Here is a 26,357-nt window from a genome sequence, read left to right as displayed (position 1 = left end):
CAGCGATTCAAAAACTCGAATAAAAAACCCCCGGCAAAGTTCCGCCGGGGATACCCATAAAAAAATTATTCAAACGTAATTTTATCAACAGTCTCACGATCTAACCGCTTAATTACCTCAACAATCAGTTTAACTGCATTTTCATAATCATCACGATGGAGCATCGCAGCATGGGAATGGATATACCTTGTTGCAATTGTAATCGCTAATGCTGGAACTCCTTTATGAGTCAAATGGATCGACCCTGCATCAGTTCCGCCGCCAGGAATTGATTCATACTGATAGGGAATATTCAATTCATCCGCAGTATCTGTCACTAAATCGCGCAAGCCTTTATGGGCAACAAGTGAGGCATCATAGATGACAACTTGTGGTCCTTTACCCATTTTACTCATCGCTTCCCTTTCAGAAATTCCAGGTGTGTCGCCAGCAATACCGACATCAACTGCAAAGCCAATATCCGGCTGAATTTTATACGTTGCCGTCTTGGCACCGCGCAAACCAACCTCTTCTTGAACATTTCCGACACCATAGACAACATTAGGATGGTCTACACCTTTCAACTGCTTCAACACATCAATAGCGATGGCACAGCCAATCCGGTTATCCCAAGCTTTAGCTAGCAGCATCTTTTCATTGTTCATTACGGTGAATTCAAAATATGGGACAACCATATCACCGGGACGAACACCCCATTCAGAGGCTTCCTCACGGCTAGATGCACCTATATCAATAAACATGTCTTTAATTTCAACAGGTTTCTTACGGGCCTCTGCTGATAAAATATGCGGTGGCTTTGATCCGATAATACCAGTAACGTCACCCTTTCTCGTTACAATCGTTACACGCTGGGCAAGCATAACCTGTCCCCACCAGCCGCCAACCGGTTGAAAACGAAGAAACCCCTTATCATCAATTTGGGTTATCATGAAGCCAACTTCATCTAAATGACCCGCCACCATAATGCTCGGGCCGCCTTCTTTACCTACTTTTTTGGCAATCAAGCTTCCGAGCCCATCAGTTGTAAGTTCATCAGCAAATGGTTCTATGTATTTTTTCATAACTTCGCGAACTTCACGCTCATTACCTGGAATCCCTTTGGCATCGGTTAACTCTTTTAACATCGTCAAAGTTTCATCAAGTTTTACCATTTAAAAGCCCCCTTCATGTCTGTTCGCCTTCATTATACAAAAGTTGGCGATAAATTCACAATTTTATGTGCTAATAGTTATTCTGTTGTCTTTGATAATTTACTTCGTTTTTGTGGAAATATGCTCTTTCTATTTCTTCAGATGTCAATCCAAGTAAGGAAGCTAAATGCAGGTAGGAGGAAATTACCTGTTTGTAGTCCGCTAAACCTTTGCTCTTTTGAAAAACGCTGATCCTTTCATAAACGAAAAGGAACTGCTCTGTCACATTCAACAATGATTCCTCGTCATTCATATCAATTTGCTCTGTTTCAAATCCACATTCAATTCCAAGCGATAAAATAAAATGAACACCATCAACAAATTCCTCCAAAACGACTTCTTTCGTTGATGATGGCTTGACACTCCAAAATTTAAAGCAGCGTGTTTCATTTGCCAATTCGCCGATTTCTACCAGCAAAGCAAGTACCTTTCTGTCAAAGAGATCTTCATTCTGCAGGCCGTGCTTGTCTTCAATGTGATTATCCAATGCCCTCTGCATTTCAAACAATTTACCTAGTTGCATTCCTGTCCTCACCCCTATGGAAAAATTAAAACAAACTGAGAAATGATTGAAACTTTTTTCAGACTGTTTCGTATTATTAAGAAAATAGATTCAGGAGGCTGAGCCATGATATGGTTGCTGCGCTTCGTATTGTTGCTTCTTATTCTTTTCCTAATAAACTATAGTATAAAAGCCCTTTTTACTCCGAAACGTAAATTAGAAAAGGCGCGTAAACAGAAGCAGTTCTTATTCATTGATGATGAGGATGTTAGAAAAAACTTCGTCCTGACCTATAAAGGTGCTGTATTTGCTGGTGAGAAATATTTGGGGCCTGCTGACAATACCTTTGACGTTGTTTCCATTTTCATTTGGCCTGAAAACGCCAGCTTTTTAAAAGGATTAGTTAAAGAAGATTTCTTATATATCGATAAAAAAATCCTCAAATACTATCCGCATGCTGAAATTCATTGGAAAAGTCCGGTAAAGGAATTTTTGAAACAATAGCCGTTAAACATGCGCGGCTTTTTATAATAAGTACTTGATCAAAAGAACCAATTCAATTCCTGCTAAGAACGGAAACCCAATTTTAAACTGCAGATGCTTCGTTTTATGCCTGTATAACTGCATGCCTGCCGTCGCACCTGCAGCGCCTCCTAGTAAAGCAACAAACCACAAGGTCTGTTCTGAAATTCTATATTGATGTTTTTTAGCCCGCTTTTTATCTTCTCCCATAATCAACAATCCTGCTAAATTCATGATTAAATAGGCCGCTAACCATAGTTTCATATACTTATCCCCTAATAGCAAAAGCCATTCTCATCTATTGAGAATGGCTTTTATTAAAATTATTTGTTGTATTGTTGTTTTGCAACGTTTGCTAATTCAGTAAATGCGTTTGCATCACTTACTGCTAATTCAGCAAGCATCTTGCGGTTTACTTCGATACCAGCAAGCTTTAAGCCATGCATTAAACGGCTGTAAGAAAGACCGTTCATACGTGCTGCTGCATTGATACGAGTAATCCAAAGTTTGCGGAAGTCGCGTTTTTTCTGGCGACGATCGCGGAAAGCATACATTAAAGATTTCATAACTTGTTGGTTAGCTACTTTATATAATGTATGTTTTGAACCGAAATAACCTTTTGCTAATTTAAGAACTTTTTTACGACGTTTGCGCGTAACTGTACCGCCTTTTACACGTGGCATTTAATTTCCCTCCAATATATAAATCGATCACTTAATTTTTACTTCATGTAAGTTAATAATTGACGAATGCGTTTGAAATCACCTTTAGAAACAAGTGATGCTTTGCGAAGCTTACGCTTTGCTTTTGTAGATTTGTTAGCAAATAAGTGGCTTGTATAAGCGTGGTCACGTTTTAATTTACCTGAACCAGTCTTTTTAAAACGCTTTGCAGCGCCACGGTGAGTTTTCATTTTTGGCATTGGGATATCCTCCTTATTACTTGTCGGTTTTAGGTGCTAAAACTAGGAACATGCTTCGACCATCCATTTTTGGATGTGATTCAATCGTTGCAACTTCCTTGCACGCCTCTGAAAAACGGTCTAACACACGTTGACCAATTTCTTTATGGGTAATCGCCCGGCCCTTGAAACGGATTGAAGCTTTTACCTTGTCGCCTTTTTCTAAGAACTTAATTGCATTGCGTAACTTTGTATTAAAGTCATGCTCATCAATAGTTGGGCTGAGACGAACTTCTTTAGTGGTGATGATTTTTTGATTCTTACGAGCTTCTTTTTCTTTCTTTTGTTGCTCGAATTTAAATTTGCCATAGTCCATAATTCTGCCGACTGGAGGCTTTGCATTTGGTGCTACTAGGACCAAATCAAGGTTCACTCTTCCGGCAATCTCTAAGGCTTCAGTTTTGGTTTTAATACCTAACTGCTCGCCATTTTGATCAATTAGGCGAATTTCGCGAGCGCGAATGCCCTCATTTAACAACATGTCTTTGCTAATAATTAGCCACCTCCAAGGTTTTATCACGAATACAACGTCTTGATCAAGAAAATCATTACGAGCCCTTTCAAACCTTAACGTATGACGCTAAACTAATCAACAGGTATAAAACTTTTTAGCAGTGCTATAAGTGCACAAAATAAAAAGTGCGGATGAATGCACCCACACTTTACAGAACAAAAGTAATAAAACCAAAAAGTTCAAGTAAAACCTGCTAACTGCTCTATTAGCGTCAATCAGGTGAGAAGCGGGTGCTTCTTCTTTTCCCAAAAACAAGTATTCAATTTTTCACCTTAGTAAATATAACATAAGCAAAGATATAATGTCAAATGAACTTATTTTCTTTGACAACGAAATTTATTTTAGCAAGAAACAAATAATTATTCAATAGTTTTTTTCAAACAAAAAGAGAGGCGAACCTCTCTTTTTATATTTATTATCTTTTAACTTCAGCAACGATAGACGCTAAAAACTCTGAAAATGGCTTTGTTTCTGAGTTTTGTTCACCATATTTACGAACATTGACAGCCTGATCTTCCACTTCTTTATCGCCAACAACTAGCATATATGGTATTTTTTGCATTTGTGCTTCGCGGATTTTATAACCGATTTTTTCGTCACGGCCATCTACTTCGACGCGTAGTCCTTCATTTTGAAGCTGCTCCTGGACTTGCTTCGCATAATCATAATGCACACCAGGAGAAACGGGAATGACCTGCACCTGTACCGGAGCGAGCCACGTAGGGAAAGCTCCTTTGTATTCTTCAATTAAGAAGGCAACAAATCGTTCCATTGTTGACACAACACCACGGTGGATAACAACTGGACGATGCGGTTTACCATCTTCACCCACAAATGTTAAATCAAAACGTTCAGGTAATAAGAAGTCTAATTGAACAGTGGAAAGTGTTTCTTCTTTGCCGAGAGCTGTTTTGACTTGAACGTCAAGCTTCGGACCGTAGAAGGCTGCCTCTCCCTCTGCTTCATAGTAGTTAAGTCCAAGATCATCCATGGCTTCCTTCAGCATACTTTGTGCCTTTTCCCACATCGCATCATCGTCAAAATACTTTTCAGTATCCTGCGGGTCACGATAGGATAGACGGAAGGAATAGTCGTTAATGTCAAAGTCTTTATATACGGCTAAAATAAGGTTAACTACGCGCTTGAACTCATCTTTAATTTGATCTGGACGAACAAAAATATGAGCATCATTTAAAGTCATCCCGCGAACACGCTGCAGACCTGAAAGAGCACCGGACATTTCATAACGATGCATAGTTCCAAGTTCGGCAATCCGGATTGGAAGTTCACGGTAGCTATGCGGAGTGTTCTTGTAAACCATCATATGATGCGGACAGTTCATTGGACGAAGAACTAATTGTTCATTATCCATTTCCATAACTGGGAACATATCTTCCTGGTAATGATCCCAGTGGCCAGATGTCTTGTATAAGTCCACACTTCCCATGATTGGAGTGTAAACATGGTCATAGCCGAGACGCTGTTCTTTATCCACAATGTATCGCTCAACTACCCGGCGAATCGTTGCACCTTTAGGAAGCCATAATGGCAATCCTTGGCCCACTAATTGGTTACTAGTGAAAAGGTTCAACTCTTTACCAATTTTACGATGGTCACGCTCTTTTGCCTCTTCAAGTAAACGTAAGTGCTCAGCTAAGTCTTCTTTTTTGAAGAAGGCTGTTCCATACACGCGCTGGAGCATCTTATTTTTACTGTCCCCACGCCAATAGGCACCGGCAATACTCAATAGCTTAAATTCTTTAATTTTTCCAGTGGATGGGACATGGACACCGCGGCATAGGTCAAAAAAGTCACCCTGCTCGTAGATTGTCACTGTTTCCTCATCAGGGATAGCCTCAATTAGTTCTAGTTTGTATGGGTCATCGGCTTCTTTAAAAAGCTGTACAGCTTCAGCACGACTCACTTCCTTACGAACAATCTCAATGTTTTCATTAACGATTTTCGCCATTTCTTTTTCGATCTTCGGAAGATCTTCTGGAGTTAAGGATGCCTCAAGATCCATATCGTAATAGAATCCGCCTTCGATTACTGGTCCTACCCCTAAATTTACATCTGGATAAAGCCTCTTAACTGCTTGTGCCATTAAGTGGGCTGTACTATGACGTAAAATCTCTAATGCATCATTGGAATCGGGGACGACGATTTCTATTGCACCGTCTTCATTAATGGGACGGCGAAGATCATATAGTTGACCGTTCCATTTTCCGGCTATCGCTTTTTTCTTTAGGCCGGGGCTGATGGATGCGGCGATATCTTCCGTTGTTGTCCCACGCGGGAACTCCTTTACTGCCCCATCTGGAAACGAAATCTTAACAACGTCTGGCATGGTAATTCCTCCTTTAAATTAAGCGTTTCGGGTCATTTTTGCCCAAAATTCGCTTTTTGAAAAATAAAAAAAACCCGTCCCTGGAAAAGGGACGAGTTTTGATAAACACGTGGTTCCACCCAATTTTTCACTTTCAAATGACAGCTTGAAAATGACTTTGGTCCGTTAACGGTCGAGAGCCGTCAGGCAATTACTAACCCCATGGCAACATGAAGTTTTCACTGCTGAAGTTTAAAGGTGGTAAGTATTATTTTCGTGTTAGGAGGCTCTCAGCCATGTCCTCCCTCTCTAGAAACCGTAAAAAATACTGTTATCCTTATCATTACTTTTGCTATGAATTTTACTGTGTCTAGCTCCAGCGCTTAGGGGCTCGAGGTCATAAGCCAATCCGTCGAGAAGGTTAAAGAACAATCTTCCCGCCGGCTCGTCTTATGCTTGTCGCCCCTGACCAAAGCGCTTCCGCTTTTCTAACTATGTACGTTATTATAATGATTTATTTTTGAAAAATCAAGGGACATCAACCTAATAAGACAAATTTTCAAATAATTCTTTTCTCAAGCCTGGTTTTCAGTAGAGTGTTGTTCCTCTTCCCATTTATTCACATCTCTTAGTGCTGCAAATGACTTAATGGTTACTCGCTCTTCAAAAATATTTTTGATGGTCCTTACTAAGGGCTCTTCTGGGTCCTTTGTATACAAAAAAATGGTTGTAGGCGCAAGTGATAATAATGGGGCAATGGATGCTGAGTCTACATAGACAGGATGATTAACTAGTAATTTCCGGTCAATCAATCTTGTTAATTCAGCACGTTTCATTTCGACAAACTGCTCATTATAAAAGGTGATCTCCTCGTCAAGCAATAAATGGAGCACATCCATTTTGGGTTCACGATTTACTAGGAACTCACGGAGCATTTGCACAAATATTTGATATTCTTGCTCCATTTTATATTCATCAATGGCAATTTCGACATACCCTTCCAACGATTGAAGGTACGGACGCAATCGAAATTTAAGGAATGAGTCAAACGAAAACGAGATATTATCCAAAAAGATATGCTCGATTGCAGATTTAATCTGAGTCTCTTCATTTGCCGCATTCAAAAAAATAGACAGGTCTTCTCGTTGACCTTCGAGAATGGAATCAATTATCTCGATAATTTGCTGCTGTTCTTCAAATTCATCGTAAAAATAATGGCTTTTTAATATTTCTCTAAACCAATCATCCCGCTTAATATTCGTAATGAATTCATAAAAAGCATGTTTAACAATTTCAGAAATATCCATCGAAACCGTATTACCTAAAAATTTAACTATATGTCGATCTTCTAATAGAAGAGTAGTTTCATTGCCATGATTATTTGGTAAGTACTTCAGCAAGTGGTTATAAAACTTTTCTGCATCCCCCTTGCTTTGGAAGATGATTTCCGCCAACCAAATCCCCCCTTTAAGCCAATCTTTGTATTAATGTATATGGGGGACTTGGCCAAAATAGAAGTTAGCTGACACATGCTTTTGTTAATTAAAGAAAAAAAAGGAACAAAAAAAGGATTGCCGATTCATTGTTCGACAATCCTGAACTACTCTCTGTTTTATTACGACCTTCTGTTTGGTCCATCAACCATTACTGGGACACTCAAACTACGAATTCTTTCCATGATTCTTCGTGCTTTCATTTTCTCTTCTTCTCCCCGTTGGCTGTATGTTAAATGATGCTCGAGCTGATCAAAATTAAAGTTTGATGTAAAAAAGGTTGGTAGATTTTCCAACATTCTAAACTGTAAAATTGGACCTAATACCTCATCCCTAGTCCAACTCGACATGGATTCTGCACCAATATCATCTAGCATTAATATCTGTTCTTTTTTCAAAGCTTCAATTTTTTCATTTAGGGTCGAGTTGGCGATCGAACTTTTCATTTCTCTAAGTAATTCCGGCACATATACAATCATGGATGAAATTTGTTTTTGGGCTAGCTTATTCGCAATAGCTCCTAACAAATAAGATTTTCCTACACCAAATTCGCCATAAAGGTATAAACCCTTTGTGTGTTTTCCCTGTTTAAAATCATTTATAAAGGCTATAGCCTTACTTAACGCTTCAATTCGTTCTTCATCACGTATAAAATCTTCAATAGTGGCATTTAGGATATCTTTAGGAACATATAAGCTCTTAATTAAGCTTTCATTTTTAATCTTTTCATCATACATAATTTTTCTTGGGCATCGTTCATATCTAACGTCAATGAAGTTTCGCGACAATACTAATTCAGGATGGTATCCTTTCATCATATTAATACAGCCATCCAGGCTTTCGCATTTCTCACATTCCTTGCTTTGGTTTGTGTATTCATAAAGCTTTACTAAGCTCTTGTCGATAATTTCTTTCGTTAAGACATCCTGATTTTTCCCAATAAACTCTATGATATCAGGATTTTCTAGAGTTGCACGACGCATTTCTTCGTATCTTTTTTGAAAATTTTCTTGCGAGGATAACCGCTTTAATGTTTGATTTATTTTCTCCATAAGACACCTCTAATCATCTAATGCTTTTAACATTTCATCAATCTCTCTTTTTTTAGCCTCTAAATCGGGACTCTTTTCCTTCTTTGGTTGTTTTTCTTTATCAAACCAGTCTGGAAGCATCTCTGTTCGAATTGGCTTTTTGGCAAATGATTTTCCCGCTTTTTTAACTTCTTTTGCCTTATGTTCTTCATTCTTCGCGAGCTCCATTGCTTCCTTCACCGTTTTTACTTGTTTCCGTGCCCAATGACTAGCGATGGACTCAACAAAGCCCTTGGTAAATTTCATGTCCGTTTTTCTCATTGCCACTTCAATTAAGACATTTACCACACCCGGGGGCAGTTTATATTTAATCATGATTTCTTCTAACGTTTTCAAATTAGCATTTGAAGGTTCTACTCCACCAGAAAGTTCTTTAAAAACAATCAGCGGCGGGGTTGTTTCGTAAGAACGAATCAATTTTTCTTCCGGCGTTTTAGGTTCCGTTATTTGCGTTTGATGAACAATTGGCTGGGTTCGATTAATCAGACTCGGAAGTTGGTCGTAATTAACAAATTGATACCAATCTCGGGCACCTTTTCTTAAATCCTCAATGTCAATTTCTTCATGTTCATTTATGGCCCCAAGGATAAAATTTTTCATTTCAATTGGATCGATTTGGTACAGAAATGCAAGATTACTAATCACATTTTTCACCTTTGCCGTTAATGCTTTCTTGGGTACAAGTGATTCGTTTAGTCCAGCTGCTAATAATTCAAAATCAAATGTATCTAATCCTATTTGAATCGGCTTCGGATCCGTTCGTCCAATAAACTGCTGATTTTCTTCCTCTTGCAATTCCTTAGAAATCCCTTGAATATATTGCATATTGCTAGGGGATGCTGATGCAAACACATCCTGAAAAGCTTTAGTAACCTCTATAAACTCACCTTCGACAGGCTTTTGTTGGTCACTAAAAAAGCGTTTTAAACGTGAAAAATGGCTTTTGCCGATTTTACGATAAAGATAAATATTTAACATCCCATCTAAAAAGAATTGTTCAGGACTCAAAGGAGGACGGAGCTCATATAAAAAGGACCGCCCTTCTTCATCTGTTTTTACAAGTGTCTTTAATAGACCGATGCCTTCAAGCTTTAACCTTGCCTGGTATATGTCCTTTAAGTTTAGCTCTAAAAGATTCATCAACAGGTGGTGTGTTGAAGATTCAGACCAAAGCCGATTTTCCTCTACCTCCGCCCAGAGCGTCATATACAAACTAAAGCAGGTCGACCCAATCAAGGGCTGATATAGAAACGTCAGCACTTTACGGTCATAATCATGCAGCAACCCATCAGCAGCTACAATATAACGGTCAATAGGAAGAATTTCCTGCCAATGCTGAGCCATTTTATTCCAACCTCTCCCCTGTTAATAAAAGAGAGCCAAAGATAAAACCTCTTTAGCCCGTTAAGATTTTTCCTTTTTAATTAATTCTTTTAGTTCATCAATAAATACATTAATATCTTTAAATTGGCGATATACAGATGCAAATCTTACATAAGCGACTTCATCCACGTGTGCCAGCCTATCCATGACCATTTCACCAATCGCTTCACTTTTTATTTCAGAAATACCCTGACTACGGAGATCTTTTTCTACACCGTGCGTAATATCTTCTAATTCCTTTAAAGCAACTGGCCGCTTCTCACACGCTTTAATTAAACCACGGAGTATTTTATCCCGGCTGAATTCTTCTCTTGTACCTTCTTTTTTGACTACAATAAGCGGGATCTCTTCAATCTTCTCGAATGTGGTAAACCGATACCCGCATTCTTCACATTCACGTCTCCTTCGGGTTGCCCGGCCTTCATCAACAGGCCGAGAATCAAGGACACGTGTTCCATAATTTTGACAAGAAGGGCATTTCACTATAATCAACTCCAAATCTACACTGTAATTCCCGTACAAACGCTTACTTTCATCTTATAAAAAAGACTATCTTTATACAAGTAAGGATTTAGGAGTTTTTTATTCCTACGAAGGTATGTAATTGATTAATTCGCTCGTAATAGGAATTAATCCGCTTTTTTAAAGCTGGATAGCTGCCCAGTAAGGAAAAACCTTCTGAGGAGATATTAAAGTCTACAGCTATTTCTAATGGCTTTACCGCTACAATGGTAACAATCAAGAAGCAGCGGATTGGTTTATTAATTTCTACAGCAATTTCTCCACGTTCTTTGGAAACGGTGGTAACCTGGCAATCAGCATCCTCATGGAATAACTTTTCGACAGATTCAAAAACTTGATTATACTTCGCCTTATAATAATGGGTCTTTAGAGAATCATCCGCAATCCGGTCTGAAGTCTCAATTTGCTTTTTAAAACGTGTAAATAAGCCACCTAACATCGCCATACTATACTTTTCCTCCCATGTTGTACCTTTGGTCTTATTGTACAACATTTTCCTTAAAATATAAAAAGAGGTGTACGTTTAGATACACCTCTTCACTAATTTTTTATATAAAGACTATAAAACCTTTGCCTGTTTGACATGCACAGGACCCATGCCACGCGGAATTTCAATATTTTCACGCGTTTGGGCATTTAGTGCCTCTGCAATATAATCTGCTGCAACGTTAGGATTTAAATCACCGCAAGTATACACATCAATGCTGGCGTATCCATGTTCAGGGAAGCTGTGAATAGTTAGATGTGATTCAGAAATAATGACAACACCACTAACACCTTGTGGAGCAAATTTATGAAATGCTACTTCACGGATTTCTGCTCCTGATCTAAGTGCGGCTTCAACAAAAGTCGTTTCAATAAAATTCATATCATTTAATTTTTCAAAGTCGCATCCCCATAGTTCAGAGATTACGTGACGTCCCATTGTTTCCATATTCATTTTTCCCCCTCTAACCTTTATTTCCTTCTTGAAATCCTTTATTGACGGTATCCGAGTAATTACCACGGGGGAAAGTTAGTCCAGAGAGGTCCTAACCCTTTAAGTAATCAATAGCTACCTAATTTCAAGAAGAAGTTCACGATGACTAGTATACTTTGTTTATATTTTTTTTGCAACCTATCAATTTAAATATTCTAATAAGTTTATTTAGTCCAATCCCTAAACATAATACACTCTAATTCAACAAAGCTATCTTATGTTAATTGCCCAAAAAAAGTCACAAATCCCAACAAAAAAAAGCTGTCAAACGACAGCATTTTTTCTTTTGATTTACCCAACCTTCATCTGGGAGGGTTTTGCTAAGGCTTGTGCTACTAACATGGTGAGATCGACGACACGTGAAGAATAGCCCCACTCATTATCATACCATGCTAAAACTTTAACTTTTCTTGTTCCCATTACCATTGTGGAGAGGCCATCAATAATCGCTGAATGCTCATTCGTATTAAAATCAACGGATACTAGTGGTTCCATTGTCAAATCTAAAATCCCTTTTAATGGACCTTTTGCTGCTTCAATAAAGGCATTATTGACATCATCAACCGTCACATCCTGGTTCAGGTCAACGACTAAATCAACAAGGGAAACATTGGGCGTTGGTACACGAAGCGACATTCCATGCAATCTACCCTTTAACTGCGGTAATACAAGCGAAAGTGCTTTCGCTGCCCCAGTTGTTGTAGGTATGATGGATTGTCCACATGCACGAGCCCTCCGTAAATCTTTATGTGGATTATCTATATTTTTTTGATCATTTGTATAGGCATGGATGGTCGTCATTAATCCACATTCAATTCCAAACTTCTCATCCAACACCTTTGCAACCGGTGCAAGACAGTTCGTTGTACATGATGCATTGGAAATAATGTCATGTTGTGTGATATCAAGCATTTCCTCATTCACACCCATTACAATCGTAACATCCTCATTTTTCCCAGGTGCTGTTAGGATCACTTTTTTGGCACCTGCTTCTAAGTGCAATGCTGCTGCTTCACGAGCATTAAACTTTCCAGTGGCTTCAATCACAATCTCTATCCCAAGTTCTCTCCAAGGAAGTTCCTCAGGATTACGGCTGCTTAATAGCTTAATTCTTTTCCCATTGACAAGTAACTCATCATCTAATGGTATTACTTCACCTTGAAACGGACCATGATTTGTATCATATTTTAATAAATGCGCTAATGTTTCGGCAGGATAACTTGCGTTTATGGCCACAACATCAAGACTATTTTCAAGGATCGCTTTTCTAAAAACCATCCTTCCAATTCTTCCAAAACCATTTATTGCAACTCTCGACTTCATTTTGCAACCCCTTCCATATTAATGTCATACTTTATACTCGTATTATTGTAATTAGTATAACATAATTAGAATTAAATGTGATGAATTAAATGCGGATTTTTAAAATGTTTTATAATTTAGGCAACTTGATAACAAAAAAAAAGAGAAGGAATTCCTTCTCTTTAATTCTTGATTCCAAACTGCACTAAGACATTAAGAAGCTGTTTTTTTGTCTCTTCGATCGCACCATTATTGTTAATAACAGCATCTGCGAGCTTAATTTTATCTGCCAATGGCATTTGTGAATGAATCCTTGCTTCTGCATCCTCTACAGATAAATTATTTCTCACCATTAACCGTTTTAATTGTGTTTCATTATCAACAAAGACTAGTATGGTTTTGTCGACCATGTAGGTAAGCTTACTTTCAAATAATAATGGAATATCAAGAACAATTACTTCTTCACCATTCTGCTTCGCCTTTTCAACTTGGTCATTCATTCTTTTTCTAACTTCTGGGTGAACAATCTCGTTTAATCTTTGCCTCTTATCCGCTTGATTAAAAATAATCGAACCTAACTTTTGCCTGTCAATTTCTCCAGTATCCATTAAGATCCCTTCGCCAAAATCAGCAATGATCTTATGATAAGCAGTTTCACCTTTCATGACCGCTAGACGTGCTTCAATATCTGCATCAACCACAGTAATATTCATTTCTTTGAAAATGTTTGAGACTGTACTTTTTCCACTGGCTATTCCGCCTGTTAAACCAATAACGAGTGACATACCTTTTCCTCTTTCTGATAATTTCAAGGTATAGACTTTGAACCTTGATAACTGTCTAGCTCCAGTCATACGCCGCTATACGGGCGCTTTCGTTTTTATAATTTCCATATCCCAATAATAATTAATAAAATCCCCGGCAAAAAGGTGAACTTTTGAATCCAATCAAATTTATGAAAAAAAGTTCCACTCTTTATCCCTAATAAGACAAACAACGAGCTCATTAATGCGACAGTCAGTGCTAAATAAATAGGAGAGTATCCAAGCATCGCTGCGCCTATTCCAGCTCCAAAAGCATCTAATGATAAGGCAAATCCTAACATTAACGCTTCGACCCCAGTAATCGTACCAGATAAATCAAAATCTGCCGACATTGGCTTTTTCAATATGTTAATGGCTAAGCCTAGGGATTTGATTTCGAAGTTGACGATTGTTTTTTCATGATTTATTACATCTTTTTCTTTTTCTGGCCTAAAAAATTGATACAAAACCCATGCACCTAGAGCGATTAAAATGATTCCCCCGAGGCTTGAAGTGACGCGCGTGGAAAGAACTTTTTCAAGTCCATGTCCAATGGAGACGGCAATCATTAACGAAATAGCCGAGCAACTAGCAATAATAATGATTGACCTGAGCGGCATAACCATTTTTCTTAGTCCATAGGTAAACCCCACGCTAAAGCTATCAAGACTGAGGGCAAACGCAAGGATGAGAAGTGATAACAACTGAACCATGATGTCTAGGGCTCCTTCCTCCAAAATCATTACGATAGTATATGGCAGGAGCCCATCCATTGTTAATCTTATTCTATTTCACTTTATCATTTTGAACTTAGAGCTTTTGGCATTTTGGGCAGTAATGAGTCCCTCTGCCTCCGACAGTCATTTTTTCTAAAGGGGTTCCGCATCGTTTACACTCTTCCCCGTTCCGGCCGTAAGCAAATAATTCAAGCTGGAACATCCCAATTTCTCCTTGTGAGTTAACATAGGATCGAATTGTACTACCACCCTTTTTGACAGCTTCGCTCAAGGTGGCAACAATCTCACGGTGAAGGATGGTTATTTCATTTTTATTTAGTGTATTGGCAAGTCGCTCGGGGTGGATACCCGCACGAAAAAGCGCTTCATCAACATAGATATTTCCAAGTCCGACAAAAACTTTTTGGTCTAATAGGGCCGTTTTTATTTTTCGATTCGTTTTTTCTAGCCTACTTGCCAAATAATCAATGGTAAAATCCTCTGAAAAAGGTTCAGGTCCAAGTCCTATTAGCGGCTCAGTTAAGAATTCATCGCCTTTTTTATAGAGATGCATGGTTCCAAACTTTCGAACGTCCCGATACCTTAACTCCGTCCCATCTGTAAAGTGAAAGAGAACATGCGTATGTTTATCAAAAGGCTCCTCCTTCGGATAGAGACCGTATTTCCCTTCCATTCGCAAATGGGAAACTAAGGCGAAGTTTCTAGTATAGATAATTAAAAATTTCCCTCTTCTTCCCACATCAACAATAGTTTCTCCAATCAAGGCATCGACAAATTGTTCTATTTCAAGTGGGTTTTTAATGATTTTAGGCCAATAGATCATTATATCCTTGATTGTCTTATTAACCACTAATTTTTTTAATGTCTTCCTGACCGTTTCTACTTCTGGAAGTTCCGGCAATAAAGCCCCCTCCTTTTATTTCGCGTCAAACCAAGTTGGTCCGAAGGCGTAATCCACTTTCAACGGCACCTTCAATTCTAGTGCATTTTCCATCACATCTGGAACTAGCTTCTTTAAGGTTTCTAATTCTTCCTCAGGAGCCTCAAAAATTAATTCATCGTGCACCTGAAGTAATAGTCTTGTCTTTAAACCCATGTCCTTTAAGGCTTCATCCATATCAATCATTGCCTTTTTTATAATATCAGCAGCGCTGCCTTGGATGGGAGTATTCATAGCTGTTCTTTCGGCGAAGCTCCTTAGGTTAAAATTACGAGCAGTAATTTCAGGAAGATACCTTCTCCTTTGCATGATTGTCGAAACATACCCTTTCTGTTTTGCTGAATAGATAATGTCATCCATATATTGCTTTACTCCAGGATAGGTATCAAGATAACGCTCAATGAATTGCCCTGCCTCTTTCCTCGTTATTCCTAACGATTGGGAAAGACCGTAGTCGCTGATTCCGTAAACAATTCCAAAGTTAACCGCTTTTGCCTGCCTCCGCATATTTGATGTGACTTCATCTGCACTGACATGGAAAACCTCCATCGCCGTTTTCGTATGAATATCCATATCGTCCTTAAATGCTTGAATCAGCTTTTCATCACCCGCAATATCTGCAAGAACCCGAAGTTCAATCTGGGAGTAGTCTGCAGCAAAAATAATCCATCCTTCTTCAGAGGGAACAAAAGCTTGGCGAATTTTCCTGCCTTCTTCCAAGCGAATTGGTATATTTTGCAAGTTTGGATCAATCGAACTTAACCGCCCTGTCGCCGTTAAGGTTTGTTGATATCTTGTATGGACTTTTCCTGTTTCAGGATTAATAACCTTGAGTAACCCTTCTATATATGTAGATTGAAGCTTGCCTAATTGTCGGTAAAGAAGGATGTATTCAATAATTTCATGGTCCTCAGCTAGTTTTTCTAACACATCTGCTGATGTTGAATAACCTGTTTTTGTTTTCTTTAGTGTGGGTAGATTTAACTTTTCAAATAAAATCACACCCAGTTGTTTCGGCGAGTTGATATTAAACTTTTCACCTGCTAATTCACAAATTTTTTCTTCGATTTCAATCAATCTGTCATTCAGCTCTTTGCCCATCGTTTGAAGGCGTTCCTGTTCCACTTTAATCCCGCATGATTCCATATCTGCTAAAATAAGCGATAATGGCATTTCGAGTTCGGTAAATAATTCATATTGTTCATTTTTTCTTAATTCATCTTCTAGTTTTTCTTTGATATCAAACATGGCAAGACTTTTTCGGACAAGATGCTCTGCAAGTTTTGATGCCTCAGGGACTTTACGTTTGGCTCCCTTCCCATAAAAGGATTCATCTGATTGGATTTTATGAAAATGGAATCGATTGGTAATCGCGGCGAGGTCTTCAATGTTTTCCGATGGATTTATGATATATGCACCCATTAGGATATCAAAATTGACCCCCTTTAAATGAATGCCATATCTTCTTAACGAAACTTCAGACCGCTTGGCATCATAGACTGTCTTCTTTTTACTCTCATCCTCCGCCCATTTTTTAAAGGCTTCCGATTGCAGGGCCTGATCTGTCGGCAAGTAGAAATGGCCCTTTTCATTAACAAGGGAAAAACCGATGACCTCTGCATAATGATAATTATCATCCAATAATTCTACATAAAAATAATTATTGTCAGCAAACATCTCTTCGGTAATTTCTGCTGGAGTTAAAAACTCGATTTCCTCTAATTCTGGTTCTTCCGTTGGGTCCGTACTTTCTCCTAGTTTGTCCAATAACGAATGAAAACCTAATTCTTTGAATAAGGCTACTAATTTTTCGCGAGTAAAACCCTCATAAGCGATGTTTTCTAAATCCACCTCTATAGGTGCTTGTCTTTCAATCGTAGCAAGCTCTTTGCTCATTAGTGCTTGATTCTTAAATTCCTCCAGCTTCTCTTTCAGCTTATTACCATTTACCTGATCAATAGAGTTTAATAAATTTTCAAGTGTGGTGAATTCCTTTAATAGTTTGATTGCTGTCTTTTCACCAACGCCAGGGACTCCCGGAATATTATCGGAAGGATCTCCCATTAACCCTTTCATATCAATAATTTGCTCAGGTGTTAGTCCATACTTTTCAGCAACATGTTCAGGGGTATATTCTTCAATGTCCGTAATTCCTTTGCGGGTTATCCCAACCGTTGTCGTGGGCGAGGAGAGCTGAGTTAAATCCTTGTCACCTGAGATTACCTTTACTTCATAGCCATCCCTTTCAGCACTTAATGACAGGGTACCAATAATATCATCGGCCTCATAATTCTCCAGTTCATATCTAGAGATCCCATAAGCATCAAGAAGATCACGGATAAAGGGGAATTGTTCAGATAGTTCAGGTGGAGTTTTTTGCCTTCCGCCTTTATATTCAGTAAAGGTTTTATGGCGGAAGGTCGTTTTTCCAGCATCAAATGCCACAAGAATATGGCTCGGTTTTTCATCCTCAAGAATTTTCATCAGCATCATCGTAAAGCCATATACGGCATTCGTGTGGATACCTTTATCGTTATTAAGCAGCGGCAAAGCAAAAAATGCTCGGTAAGCAATACTATTTCCATCAATAAGTACAAGTTTTTTCTTATCCATTCATATCCACCTTCCAGAAATCACGTTAAATATTTATGTAGTTCAATAATAAATTCGCTTCCTTCACCCAAATTACTTCTCACAGTTATGTTACCATGATGTGCTTCGACTAGATGTTTAACAATTGCTAAACCAAGTCCGGTCCCACCTGAATTTCGGCTTCTCGCTCGGTCAACACGGTAAAAACGTTCAAAAATCCTCGGAATTTCTTCTTTACTAATGCCGACCCCTGAGTCTTTCACATGGATTCGAACCTTTCCGCGAGGTTCAAGAAGGATAATGGTCACATTACCTTCCGGCGGGGTATATGTAATCGCATTGCCGATTAAGTTAATAAACACTTGTTTTAAACGATCCAAATCACCTTGGACCATCACTTGATTTTGCTTACAAACCAGTTCAAGCTCAATATTCTTTTCTTGTGCTTTTCCAGTTAGCATGGTAATAACCTCATCTAATAACACATACAAATCTAATTCTTGCAGATTTAATATAAAGCCCTGCTGTTCTATTTTTGAAAGTTCTAATAGGTCATGGATAAGGGTTTGCAGGCGATCACTTTCTTTTAAAATAATAGAAAGAAATGTTTCCAAGGTTTCTTGATTATTCATAGCACCATCTAATAGAGTTTCAGTAAATCCTTTAATAGAAGTAACTGGGGTTTTCAATTCATGCGATACATTGGCAACAAAATCCTTTCGCATTTGCTCGAGTTTTTTAATTTCCGTTATATCATGAAAAACAAGCAATACCCCTTTCCAAACATTATTTGTCCCAATAATCGGAACCCCATAAACAACAAAATATCTTCTTTCAATGAATAATGGAACAAGTATGTGCTTGCTAACCTTCTTTTCCGTCCGAAAAACTTCAGCAACTAACTGACAGATTTCGTCATATTCAATAACCTCATAGTATAGTTTGTTTAAATAATCTGCTGAATTCACGTGAAAAATATCAATAAAACCTTTATTAATTAAATTTATGTACCCTCGACTGTCTATTAAGACTAGCCCTGCTCCCATATTTTCGATTAATGCACTAAGCCTGTCCTGCTGCATTTCTTGTGCTTTTACGAGTGCTTGAAGATTTTCAGCAAGCATATTGATTGATGACCCAAGCATCCCTGTCTCATCTAAACGATTAACTTTGGTTCGTGCGCGGTAATTACCTTTCGACAATTCAATTGCAACGTTTGTTGCCGCTTCAATTGGTTTTGTATACTTAGAGGTAATTCTTACACATAAGAAAATAATAATTATAATGGCAATCCCTAGGCAAGCGGAAAGAATCCACAAGATTTCTATTTTAAGCTGTTGATTTAAGGATTCTAAGTAATAGCTTTTAAAAAATTGACCTAATAGGATTCCTAAACCAACTAATAGTGTAATAATTAAAAGGATTAGTGATATTAGTAGTCCTTTACGGAATTTGGTCATTCTCCTTTTGGCTCCTCCAGTTTGTAGCCCAAGCCGCGTATCGTTTTAATATAGGCTGGCTTTTTCGTGTCCACTTCAACTTTTTCTCGCAAATGAGATATATGTACGTCGACAATTCTAGTATCGCCCGCAAAGTCATAATTCCAAACGGCACTAAGTAATTGATCGCGTGTCAACACGCGCCCTTTATTTTGGGCGAGATAAAGGAGCAATTCAAATTCCTTTAGGGTTAACTCCAAAAGATCTTCGTTAAAATAGGCCTCATATTTTTCAGGGTCGATTGTTAAATTACCTATTTTTAGTTGTCTCGTTTCTTCCTTACTTACGTTTGTAGATTCCGTTTGGACTTGTGTCCTTCTTAGAATTGCTTTGACACGTGCAATGACTTCTCTTGGACTGAATGGCTTTACCATGTAATCATCAGCGCCAAGTTCCAAACCGAGGATTTTATCGAGCTCATCATCTTTTGCTGTTAACATTAAGATTGGAGTCATGATTTTCTTTTGCCTTAGCTGTTTACATACCTCCATACCATCTAATTTAGGCAGCATTAGATCTAAAACAAGAATATCAAGTGCCTGTGTCTCAGCAATCTGTTTTCCCTCTTCCCCATCCATGGCTGTTAATACTTCAAACCCAGCCTGCTCTAAGTTATATTGAAGCAAAGTAACGATAGACTGTTCGTCATCAACAACAAGTACTCTATTTTTCATAATAACCCCCGCTTTATTTGTTACCTCCATTATAATAATAAAGATTGGTTATTATCTAGTTTTACAAAACTTTAACAAAAAAGGAACGTGCACAGGTCACATTCCTTTTGGTCATTTCTAAAAGTTGTCTAATGTTTTTCCATGGATTTCCTCTAACCGATGTGGAGGACAAACTTTAACTTTGCCTTTTATTACTGTCCCCTCTTTTTCATTAGTTCCTGCTACACTTATCACAATAGTATGTTCATCTCTAACTACTTCAATCACTTCAAACAAAAACTCGACTGTTCCATAATGGTAAACAGGCTTTGGAAATTCAATTTCTTGGCTTAATATGTGGCTGCCTGGCCCAGGTAAATATTTTGAAATTGCTGATGTAATCATACCTGTCAACATAATACTTGGCACGATTGGTTTTTCAAAAGGAGTTTGTGAAGCATAATCATGCTGAATATAAAGCGGATTCGCATCGTCTGTTAATCCTAAATATAGAAGGATGTCCTTGTCTTCAACTTTTTCAGTCATAGATAATTTTTCACCAACAGTAATTTCTTCAATCTTTCGGCCTAACTTTCTCTTTTTACCTAAAAGCATAAAGTTCCACCTCCATGTAAGCGATTTCATTTATATGCAAAGAAATTCGGGGAACCAATGTAACCCCGAATTCCAGCTAAATTAAGCTAATACTTGCATAACATTGCGAACAGATTCAACTGATTTATCTAAAGCAGCTTTTTCGTCAGCAGTTAGTTCAAGCTCGATTACTTTTTCAATACCATTTGCACCAAGGATTGTTGGTACACCTAAGTAAATGCCATCATAACCAAATTCACCTTCAAGATAAGCAATGGAAGGTAGAACGCGGCGTTGGTCTTTAAGGATTGCTTCACACATTTCAACTAATGAAGCAGCAGGTGCATAATAAGCACTGCCATTTCCGAGAAGGTTAACAATTTCACCGCCGCCTTTTCTGGTGCGTTCTACGATTGCTTCTAGGCGGTCTTTAGGGATTAGAGTTTCTAGCGGAATGCCACCAGCGTAAGAGTAACGTACAAGCGGAACCATGTCATCACCATGTCCACCCAATACGAAACCTGTAATGTCTTTTACTGAAAGATTTAATTCTTGAGCAACAAACGTACGGAAACGGGCAGTGTCAAGCACACCAGATTGACCAATGACACGGTTTTTAGGGAAGCCTGATTCTTTGAATACTGTGTATGTCATCGCATCTACCGGGTTAGTTAAAACTAGAATCGTACAGTTTGGAGAATACTTTACAATCTCCTGTGTAACACTTCTCATAACCTTTTGGTTTGTTTGAACTAAATCATCACGGCTCATCCCAGGTTTACGGGCAATACCAGCTGTGATCACCACGATATCTGAATCACGAGTATCCTCATAATTTGAAGTACCAGTAATATTGGAATCAAAGCCTTGTACCGGACTCGCTTCAAGCATGTCTAATGCTTTACCTTTTGTTGGGTTTTCCATTTGTGGGATATCAACAAGAACTACATCTCCCAGTTCCTTTTGTGCTAGTAAAAATGCCGTTGTCGCCCCAGTAAATCCTCCGCCGATTACAGATACCTTTTTACGCTTTAATGACATTATGGCTCTCCCCTTTGAACTTTTTTAGTGGATTTAAATCTTAAAATGCAGGAGGGACTACTAACTGAACAGTCCCCTCTGCATTAAACCTTTTACTCCATGTTCTTAATAAGTTCGTCACCAAATTCAGAAGTTTTTACTTCTGTTGCTCCGTCCATTAAACGAGCGAAGTCATAAGTTACCACTTTGGAAGCAATTGTCTTTTCAACTGATTTAATTACCATATCAGCAGCTTCATTCCAGCCTAAGTGCTCAAGTAAGAGCACGCCTGATAAAATTACTGAAGAAGGGTTTACTTTATCTAATCCTGCATATTTAGGTGCAGTACCATGTGTTGCTTCAAAAATTGCATGTCCTGTTTCATAGTTAATGTTGGCGCCTGGTGCAATACCAATACCGCCTACTTGTGCTGCAAGTGCATCAGAAATGAAATCTCCATTTAAGTTCATCGTTGCAACCACATCAAACTCACGTGGACGTGTAAGGATTTGCTGTAGGAAGATATCCGCAATCGCATCTTTTACGATGATTTTGCCAGCTGTTTCTGCATCTGCCTGAGCTTTATTAGCTGCTTCTGACCCTTGCTCCGCTTTAATGCGGTCATATTGAGCCCATGTAAATACTTTATCACCGAATTCCTTTTCAGCAAGTTCATAGCCCCAGTTTTTAAACGCGCCTTCAGTAAATTTCATGATATTTCCTTTGTGCACGAGTGTAACTGACTTCCGGCCTTCTTTAATCGCATAGTTAATTGCAGCACGTACTAGGCGGGTTGTTCCTTCTTCAGAAACAGGCTTAATTCCGATACCTGATGTTTCAGGGAATCTGATTTTCTTAACACCCATTTCGTTTTGTAAGAAGTCAATGACCTTTCTTGCTGCTTCTGTACCTTTTTCATATTCAATACCAGCATAGATATCTTCAGTGTTCTCACGGAAAATGACCATATCAGTGTCTTGTGGACGCTTAACAGGTGAAGGAACACCTTCGAACCATCTTACTGGACGTAAGCAAACAAACAAATCTAATTCTTGTCTAAGTGCAACGTTTAATGAGCGAATTCCCCCGCCAACAGGTGTAGTTAATGGTCCTTTGATGGCAATCAAGTATTCATTGATTACATCAAGTGTTTCTTTTGGAAGCCACTCACCAGTTTGGTTAAATGCCTTTTCACCTGCTAAAACTTCTTTCCAAATTAGTTTGCGTTCCCCTTTATATGCTTTTTCAACAGCTGCATTTAAAACTCTTTCGGAAGCAGCCCAAATATCAGGTCCAATTCCGTCCCCCTCGATAAATGGGATAATTGGATTGTTTGGTACGTTTAATACTCCGTTTGAAACTGTGATTTTTTCGCCTAGCATAGTTGATTCTCCCTCCTATTATGTAAAACAAGCAAAATTAAGAAATTACATCTAGTTCTCCCTTTGTCTTATCAAAGGTTAGAGATTTGAGTCTCTAACCTTCTCATACATATCTATTAGACCAATTATTCAAACAAAAGTAAATATTAACCTCGCTGATTAATTGGAACATACTTTTGCATTCCAGGACCAGTATAATCTGCACGAGGGCGGATTAGACGATTATTTTCATACTGTTCGAGAATATGAGCAAGCCATCCTGATACCCTGCTTACAGCAAAAATTGGTGTCATTAAATCATGATCAATTCCTAAGCTGTGATAGACAGAAGCAGAATAGAAATCCACATTAGGCGGTAATTTCTTTTCACCAGTAACAATACTTTCAATCTTTTCAGACATATCATACCAATGTGGTTCGCCTGTAAGTTCAGTTAATTTTTTAGACATTGCTCTCAAATGTTTGGCACGTGGGTCTCCATTTCGATAGACACGATGGCCAAAGCCCATGATTTTTTCTTTTTTCTCAAGCTTTCCACGTACATAAGGCTCTACGTTTTCCAACGTACCAATTTCTTTTAGCATTTTCATTACAGCTTCATTCGCGCCACCATGTAATGGTCCTTTAAGGGCTCCGATTGCAGCGGTTACTCCAGAATATACATCAGATAATGTAGCCACACATACACGTGCCGTAAATGTAGATGCATTCAACTCATGGTCCGCATGTAATACGAGCGCTTTATTAATCGCTTCTTCAGCAATAGCTTCAGGTTCCTTACCAGTCAACATATATAGGAAATTAGCTGCAAAGCTTAATTCTGGTTTAGGGGCAATTGGCTCGAGCCCTTTTCTAACACGGGCAAATGTAGCGACTATCGCAGGCATTTTTGCTTGAAGACGAATTGCTTTTCGATAATTCGAATCTGTGTCCATTAAATCTGCTTCCTCATCATACAAACCTAAAAGAGACACCGCTGAACGCAGAGCTGCCATTGGGTGTACCTTTTCAATTGGGTACATCTTAAAATGCTCAATTACTTCCGGTGGCAAAGCAGCATTTTCTGAAAGTTGTTGTTTCAATTCTGCTAATTGTTCAGCATTCGGTAACTTTAAATGCCATAATAAATAAATTACCTCTTCAAAACTAGCGTTCACAGCTAAATCGTCAATGTCATAGCCAACATAGGTAAGTGTGTCATCAATAATTGAGCTGATGGAGGAAGTTGTTGCCACTACCCCTTCAAGACCGCGTGTTACTGTCATAGTAAATCTCTCCTTCTCATTCTAAATTTCCCCATACCAGTAAAACAAGTTATTCCCCTGATTCATCCATTAAATTGACTGAGCGATTGCTCGGCAAAAAACAAACAATTAAAATGCTATTCCTTTGGGCATAAATTAGTTTATAAGCAATTTAGCATATATATGTGGTTTATGTAAAAAAGGATACGCTTACAAGCCTATTATAAACAATTATCAGATTTTTGTGAACGAAAAGGATTCGAAAAGTGCAAAAAAATATTATTTTACAAAAAATCTACGTGAAAAAACTATAAATTCTCATTGCAGTGTATGCTATCCCAGCACCAATTAATGGGCCGACTGCAACACCTTTGAAAATTGACACAGAGAGAATCGTACCAAGGACCAAAGCTGTCGTAATTTGTGGATCATCAGCTAACAGCTTTACTCCTCCTTTTGCAAGCAATGCAACCAGCATACCTGAGATGAGGGCAATCCATGCATAAGAGGATTTAAATGCTCCCGTTAAGTCCTTAAAACCAATATCTCCACTGGCAATCGGTGCTAAAACTGCTACAGTTATAATAGTTACTCCCCAATTAATTCCTTTTGACTGGATAAACGAAAAAGCTTTGGTATCTAATCCTCCAATCTTTAACGCAAGAAGGACAGCAATCGCAATCATTAAAGAACTATTTTTGGCGAAAAACCCAATGACTAGCAATAATAGTAAAAATAGTACAGACTCATTTAGCATTTTTTCACCTTCCTTTATAAAAATTATCGTAACATAATGGATTGTTAAGAGTGAAACTAATGTTTAAGCAATTTATGATCTATTCTTTTACACATTCCAAGCAAAAAATGTTGGTAATATAAATTTTATTTATTTAGAAGATTATGCAGATTATTCAGAAGATGTTAAACTAGAAATATGCTAATTGCATAATGAGGGAGGAACTTCCTTTGAATCTAAAGTATTTATTCCGAACGATACGCTTCATAATTGTCATTGGTGCGATTGTGTTGGGACTACTGTTTTTATATTATTTATCAAAAGTGACCTATCCATTTTTAATTGGATTATTAATTGCTTTTTTAATAAATCCACTTGTCGATATTTTTGAAAGAAAGGCGAGAATGCATCGTGCATTAGCAGTTTTTATTGCACTAATTATTATTTTTGCTTTATTTGCTGGACTTATTACACTCTTAGTAGCGGAAATTGTATCTGGAGCAAATTATTTATCTACGGTCGTACCAGAACATCTCGATACTCTAATTGAGTATATTGAGAAGTATTTCACTGCCCAAATCTTACCGATATACGATCAATTATCGGGTGTGTTTAAAAAACTTGATTCAGGGCAACAAGATACGATTATTAGTAATATTCAAAATGTTGGGACCAGAATTGGTACAACTGTCGGCAGTTTTATTCAAAGTCTATTTGGAATTATCCCCAATATAATCGCTTGGCTTCCGAATGCCGCGACTGTATTAATTTTTTCTTTATTAGCTACGTTTTTCATCAGTAAGGATTGGTACCGCTTATCAACTCTCGGTGGCAGACTTTTGCCTGAGAGAGCCAAAAAAAGCAGCCGCTCTGTTTTTATCGACTTAAAAAAGGCGCTATTTGGTTTTATTAAAGCCCAACTAACCCTAATTTCAATTACTACAGTGATCATTCTAATTGGCTTGCTAATTCTTCGAGTGGACTATGCGATTACCATCGCTTTAATTACTGGGATTGTCGATATTATTCCCTATTTAGGCACAGGTGCGGTTTTTGTTCCATGGATTATCTATGTAGCTATTGGAGGGAATATGGGTCTAGCTATTGGTTTAGGTGTTCTATATATTGTTGTCCTCGTGCAACGGCAAATCATGGAGCCAAAAATACTGTCATCCAATATTGGCCTGGACCCATTAGCCACACTTATTGCCTTATTCGTGGGGTTTAAATTAATTGGTTTATTAGGATTAATTGTTGGACCTGTAACACTTGTGGTCATTAGTACTTTACATCGTGCTAAGGTTTTTCATGATTTATGGGGATTTATTATGGGGAAGGAAGAAATATAATGCTTTTAAGGAAAAAAGTCAGC

At 38.2% G+C, this 26,357-nt stretch carries 27 protein-coding genes and 1 other annotated feature; of the genes, 2 read left to right on the top strand and 25 right to left on the bottom strand.

Annotated elements, in window-relative coordinates:
• Window positions 1–65: 65 nt before the first annotated feature.
• Both V7121_RS15450 and V7121_RS15445 read right to left on the bottom strand, forming a co-directional pair.
• A complete protein-coding gene (locus V7121_RS15450) occupies window positions 66–1,151 on the bottom strand; it encodes a M42 family metallopeptidase (RefSeq protein WP_335499007.1) in 1,086 nt (361 codons plus the stop codon).
• Window positions 1,152–1,221: 70 nt separating this feature from the next.
• Window positions 1,222–1,713: a dUTP diphosphatase gene (locus V7121_RS15445; protein ID WP_335499005.1), complete on the bottom strand. Its 492-nt coding sequence runs from the start codon at window positions 1,711–1,713 to the stop codon at window positions 1,222–1,224.
• A 105-nt stretch (window positions 1,714–1,818) separates the two neighbouring features.
• Between V7121_RS15445 and V7121_RS15440 the strand changes: the two genes are divergently transcribed.
• Window positions 1,819–2,196 carry a sigma-w pathway protein ysdB gene (locus V7121_RS15440; RefSeq protein ID WP_335499003.1) on the top strand — a complete coding sequence of 126 codons (378 nt, stop codon included), beginning with the start codon at window positions 1,819–1,821 and terminating at the stop codon, window positions 2,194–2,196.
• A gap of 21 nt (window positions 2,197–2,217) precedes the next feature.
• On the opposite strand, the gene V7121_RS15435 is transcribed toward V7121_RS15440, so the two are convergent.
• The 23 genes from V7121_RS15435 to V7121_RS15325 form a co-directional block, all read right to left on the bottom strand.
• Window positions 2,218–2,478, bottom strand: a complete 261-nt coding sequence (locus V7121_RS15435; protein ID WP_335499001.1) for a DUF1294 domain-containing protein — start codon at window positions 2,476–2,478, stop codon at window positions 2,218–2,220.
• Between the two features lie 59 nt (window positions 2,479–2,537).
• Window positions 2,538–2,897 carry a 50S ribosomal protein L20 gene (rplT, locus tag V7121_RS15430; RefSeq protein ID WP_335498999.1) on the bottom strand — a complete coding sequence of 120 codons (360 nt, stop codon included), beginning with the start codon at window positions 2,895–2,897 and terminating at the stop codon, window positions 2,538–2,540.
• A gap of 38 nt (window positions 2,898–2,935) precedes the next feature.
• Complete coding sequence (rpmI, locus tag V7121_RS15425) at window positions 2,936–3,136, bottom strand: 50S ribosomal protein L35 (protein WP_026563362.1); 201 nt, start codon at window positions 3,134–3,136, stop codon at window positions 2,936–2,938.
• Window positions 3,137–3,152: 16 nt separating this feature from the next.
• Window positions 3,153–3,656: a translation initiation factor IF-3 gene (gene infC / locus V7121_RS15420; protein WP_142333006.1), complete on the bottom strand. Its 504-nt coding sequence runs from the start codon at window positions 3,654–3,656 to the stop codon at window positions 3,153–3,155.
• A 146-nt stretch (window positions 3,657–3,802) separates the two neighbouring features.
• Window positions 3,803–3,937 (bottom strand) — a sequence feature (ribosomal protein L20 leader region).
• 167 nt (window positions 3,938–4,104) lie between these two features.
• On the bottom strand, window positions 4,105–6,036 hold the full coding sequence (thrS, locus tag V7121_RS15415) for a threonine--tRNA ligase (protein ID WP_335547125.1): 1,932 nt from the start codon (window positions 6,034–6,036) through the stop codon (window positions 4,105–4,107).
• A gap of 554 nt (window positions 6,037–6,590) precedes the next feature.
• The gene (gene ytxC, locus V7121_RS15410) at window positions 6,591–7,469 is read right to left on the bottom strand and encodes a putative sporulation protein YtxC (protein WP_335498989.1); all 879 of its coding nucleotides are present in this window, start codon (window positions 7,467–7,469) and stop codon (window positions 6,591–6,593) included.
• 161 nt (window positions 7,470–7,630) lie between these two features.
• The gene (gene dnaI, locus V7121_RS15405) at window positions 7,631–8,560 is read right to left on the bottom strand and encodes a primosomal protein DnaI (protein ID WP_335498987.1); all 930 of its coding nucleotides are present in this window, start codon (window positions 8,558–8,560) and stop codon (window positions 7,631–7,633) included.
• A gap of 9 nt (window positions 8,561–8,569) precedes the next feature.
• Window positions 8,570–9,943 (bottom strand): replication initiation and membrane attachment family protein, encoded by a 1,374-nt coding sequence (locus tag V7121_RS15400; RefSeq protein ID WP_335498985.1) that lies wholly within the window; start codon window positions 9,941–9,943, stop codon window positions 8,570–8,572.
• A 60-nt stretch (window positions 9,944–10,003) separates the two neighbouring features.
• On the bottom strand, window positions 10,004–10,465 hold the full coding sequence (nrdR, locus tag V7121_RS15395) for a transcriptional regulator NrdR (RefSeq protein WP_026563356.1): 462 nt from the start codon (window positions 10,463–10,465) through the stop codon (window positions 10,004–10,006).
• Between the two features lie 88 nt (window positions 10,466–10,553).
• Window positions 10,554–10,949 carry a hypothetical protein gene (locus V7121_RS15390; protein WP_335547124.1) on the bottom strand — a complete coding sequence of 132 codons (396 nt, stop codon included), beginning with the start codon at window positions 10,947–10,949 and terminating at the stop codon, window positions 10,554–10,556.
• A gap of 114 nt (window positions 10,950–11,063) precedes the next feature.
• Complete coding sequence (gene speD / locus V7121_RS15385; protein WP_088089215.1) at window positions 11,064–11,438, bottom strand: adenosylmethionine decarboxylase; 375 nt, start codon at window positions 11,436–11,438, stop codon at window positions 11,064–11,066.
• Window positions 11,439–11,774: 336 nt separating this feature from the next.
• Window positions 11,775–12,806, bottom strand: coding sequence for a glyceraldehyde-3-phosphate dehydrogenase (locus V7121_RS15380; protein ID WP_335498979.1), 1,032 nt, complete (start codon window positions 12,804–12,806; stop codon window positions 11,775–11,777).
• A 161-nt stretch (window positions 12,807–12,967) separates the two neighbouring features.
• Complete coding sequence (gene coaE, locus V7121_RS15375; protein ID WP_335547122.1) at window positions 12,968–13,570, bottom strand: dephospho-CoA kinase; 603 nt, start codon at window positions 13,568–13,570, stop codon at window positions 12,968–12,970.
• Between the two features lie 95 nt (window positions 13,571–13,665).
• Window positions 13,666–14,301 (bottom strand): sporulation membrane protein YtaF, encoded by a 636-nt coding sequence (gene ytaF, locus V7121_RS15370; protein WP_335498974.1) that lies wholly within the window; start codon window positions 14,299–14,301, stop codon window positions 13,666–13,668.
• Between the two features lie 97 nt (window positions 14,302–14,398).
• A complete protein-coding gene (mutM, locus tag V7121_RS15365) occupies window positions 14,399–15,226 on the bottom strand; it encodes a DNA-formamidopyrimidine glycosylase (RefSeq protein ID WP_335547120.1) in 828 nt (275 codons plus the stop codon).
• A 15-nt stretch (window positions 15,227–15,241) separates the two neighbouring features.
• Complete coding sequence (polA, locus tag V7121_RS15360; protein ID WP_335547118.1) at window positions 15,242–17,878, bottom strand: DNA polymerase I; 2,637 nt, start codon at window positions 17,876–17,878, stop codon at window positions 15,242–15,244.
• Window positions 17,879–17,898: 20 nt separating this feature from the next.
• Window positions 17,899–19,317 (bottom strand): two-component system histidine kinase PnpS, encoded by a 1,419-nt coding sequence (gene pnpS / locus V7121_RS15355; RefSeq protein WP_335547116.1) that lies wholly within the window; start codon window positions 19,315–19,317, stop codon window positions 17,899–17,901.
• Window positions 19,314–20,030: a response regulator transcription factor gene (locus tag V7121_RS15350; protein WP_335498965.1), complete on the bottom strand. Its 717-nt coding sequence runs from the start codon at window positions 20,028–20,030 to the stop codon at window positions 19,314–19,316. Before V7121_RS15350 ends, pnpS begins: the two co-directional genes overlap by 4 nt.
• A 117-nt stretch (window positions 20,031–20,147) precedes the next feature.
• Window positions 20,148–20,624 carry a MaoC/PaaZ C-terminal domain-containing protein gene (locus V7121_RS15345; RefSeq protein WP_335498962.1) on the bottom strand — a complete coding sequence of 159 codons (477 nt, stop codon included), beginning with the start codon at window positions 20,622–20,624 and terminating at the stop codon, window positions 20,148–20,150.
• Window positions 20,625–20,705: 81 nt separating this feature from the next.
• Window positions 20,706–21,644 (bottom strand): malate dehydrogenase, encoded by a 939-nt coding sequence (gene mdh / locus V7121_RS15340; protein WP_335498959.1) that lies wholly within the window; start codon window positions 21,642–21,644, stop codon window positions 20,706–20,708.
• Between the two features lie 92 nt (window positions 21,645–21,736).
• The gene (icd, locus tag V7121_RS15335) at window positions 21,737–23,005 is read right to left on the bottom strand and encodes an NADP-dependent isocitrate dehydrogenase (RefSeq protein ID WP_335498957.1); all 1,269 of its coding nucleotides are present in this window, start codon (window positions 23,003–23,005) and stop codon (window positions 21,737–21,739) included.
• A 146-nt stretch (window positions 23,006–23,151) separates the two neighbouring features.
• Window positions 23,152–24,270, bottom strand: a complete 1,119-nt coding sequence (gene citZ / locus V7121_RS15330; RefSeq protein WP_335547115.1) for a citrate synthase — start codon at window positions 24,268–24,270, stop codon at window positions 23,152–23,154.
• A 274-nt stretch (window positions 24,271–24,544) separates the two neighbouring features.
• Window positions 24,545–25,006, bottom strand: coding sequence for a DUF441 domain-containing protein (locus V7121_RS15325; RefSeq protein ID WP_335498951.1), 462 nt, complete (start codon window positions 25,004–25,006; stop codon window positions 24,545–24,547).
• Between the two features lie 209 nt (window positions 25,007–25,215).
• On the opposite strand from V7121_RS15325, the gene ytvI reads away from it, so the two are divergent.
• Window positions 25,216–26,334: a sporulation integral membrane protein YtvI gene (ytvI, locus tag V7121_RS15320; RefSeq protein ID WP_335547114.1), complete on the top strand. Its 1,119-nt coding sequence runs from the start codon at window positions 25,216–25,218 to the stop codon at window positions 26,332–26,334.
• Window positions 26,335–26,357 lie beyond the last annotated feature (23 nt).

This window comes from Neobacillus drentensis (genome assembly GCF_036962125.1).
Taxonomy (GTDB): domain Bacteria; phylum Bacillota; class Bacilli; order Bacillales; family Cytobacillaceae; genus Neobacillus; species Neobacillus drentensis_B.
The sequence above is the reverse complement of the archived record's forward strand: the minus strand, read 5'-3'. Positions and strand labels throughout refer to the sequence as shown.

Bases quoted from the DNA above. Each gene is read 5' to 3' on its own strand.
- icd (WP_335498957.1), bottom strand. From the start codon at position 23,005: ATGCTAGGCGAAAAAATCACAGTTTCAAACGGAGTATTAAACGTACCA.
- mdh (WP_335498959.1), bottom strand. From the start codon at position 21,644: ATGTCATTAAAGCGTAAAAAGGTATCTGTAATCGGCGGAGGATTTACT.
- coaE (WP_335547122.1), bottom strand. From the start codon at position 13,570: ATGTCACTCGTTATTGGTTTAACAGGCGGAATAGCCAGTGGAAAAAGT.
- V7121_RS15345 (WP_335498962.1), bottom strand. From the start codon at position 20,624: ATGCTTTTAGGTAAAAAGAGAAAGTTAGGCCGAAAGATTGAAGAAATT.
- dnaI (WP_335498987.1), bottom strand. From the start codon at position 8,560: ATGGAGAAAATAAATCAAACATTAAAGCGGTTATCCTCGCAAGAAAAT.
- rpmI (WP_026563362.1), bottom strand. From the start codon at position 3,136: ATGCCAAAAATGAAAACTCACCGTGGCGCTGCAAAGCGTTTTAAAAAG.
- thrS (WP_335547125.1), bottom strand. From the start codon at position 6,036: ATGCCAGACGTTGTTAAGATTTCGTTTCCAGATGGGGCAGTAAAGGAG.
- infC (WP_142333006.1), bottom strand. From the start codon at position 3,656: ATGTTGTTAAATGAGGGCATTCGCGCTCGCGAAATTCGCCTAATTGAT.
- V7121_RS15435 (WP_335499001.1), bottom strand. From the start codon at position 2,478: ATGAAACTATGGTTAGCGGCCTATTTAATCATGAATTTAGCAGGATTG.
- V7121_RS15400 (WP_335498985.1), bottom strand. From the start codon at position 9,943: ATGGCTCAGCATTGGCAGGAAATTCTTCCTATTGACCGTTATATTGTA.
- ytaF (WP_335498974.1), bottom strand. From the start codon at position 14,301: ATGGTTCAGTTGTTATCACTTCTCATCCTTGCGTTTGCCCTCAGTCTT.
- V7121_RS15380 (WP_335498979.1), bottom strand. From the start codon at position 12,806: ATGAAGTCGAGAGTTGCAATAAATGGTTTTGGAAGAATTGGAAGGATG.
- V7121_RS15325 (WP_335498951.1), bottom strand. From the start codon at position 25,006: ATGCTAAATGAGTCTGTACTATTTTTACTATTATTGCTAGTCATTGGG.
- V7121_RS15390 (WP_335547124.1), bottom strand. From the start codon at position 10,949: ATGGCGATGTTAGGTGGCTTATTTACACGTTTTAAAAAGCAAATTGAG.
- speD (WP_088089215.1), bottom strand. From the start codon at position 11,438: ATGGAAACAATGGGACGTCACGTAATCTCTGAACTATGGGGATGCGAC.
- citZ (WP_335547115.1), bottom strand. From the start codon at position 24,270: ATGACAGTAACACGCGGTCTTGAAGGGGTAGTGGCAACAACTTCCTCC.
- V7121_RS15440 (WP_335499003.1), top strand. From the start codon at position 1,819: ATGATATGGTTGCTGCGCTTCGTATTGTTGCTTCTTATTCTTTTCCTA.
- rplT (WP_335498999.1), bottom strand. From the start codon at position 2,897: ATGCCACGTGTAAAAGGCGGTACAGTTACGCGCAAACGTCGTAAAAAA.
- polA (WP_335547118.1), bottom strand. From the start codon at position 17,878: ATGGATAAGAAAAAACTTGTACTTATTGATGGAAATAGTATTGCTTAC.
- V7121_RS15450 (WP_335499007.1), bottom strand. From the start codon at position 1,151: ATGGTAAAACTTGATGAAACTTTGACGATGTTAAAAGAGTTAACCGAT.
- pnpS (WP_335547116.1), bottom strand. From the start codon at position 19,317: ATGACCAAATTCCGTAAAGGACTACTAATATCACTAATCCTTTTAATT.
- V7121_RS15445 (WP_335499005.1), bottom strand. From the start codon at position 1,713: ATGCAACTAGGTAAATTGTTTGAAATGCAGAGGGCATTGGATAATCAC.
- V7121_RS15350 (WP_335498965.1), bottom strand. From the start codon at position 20,030: ATGAAAAATAGAGTACTTGTTGTTGATGACGAACAGTCTATCGTTACT.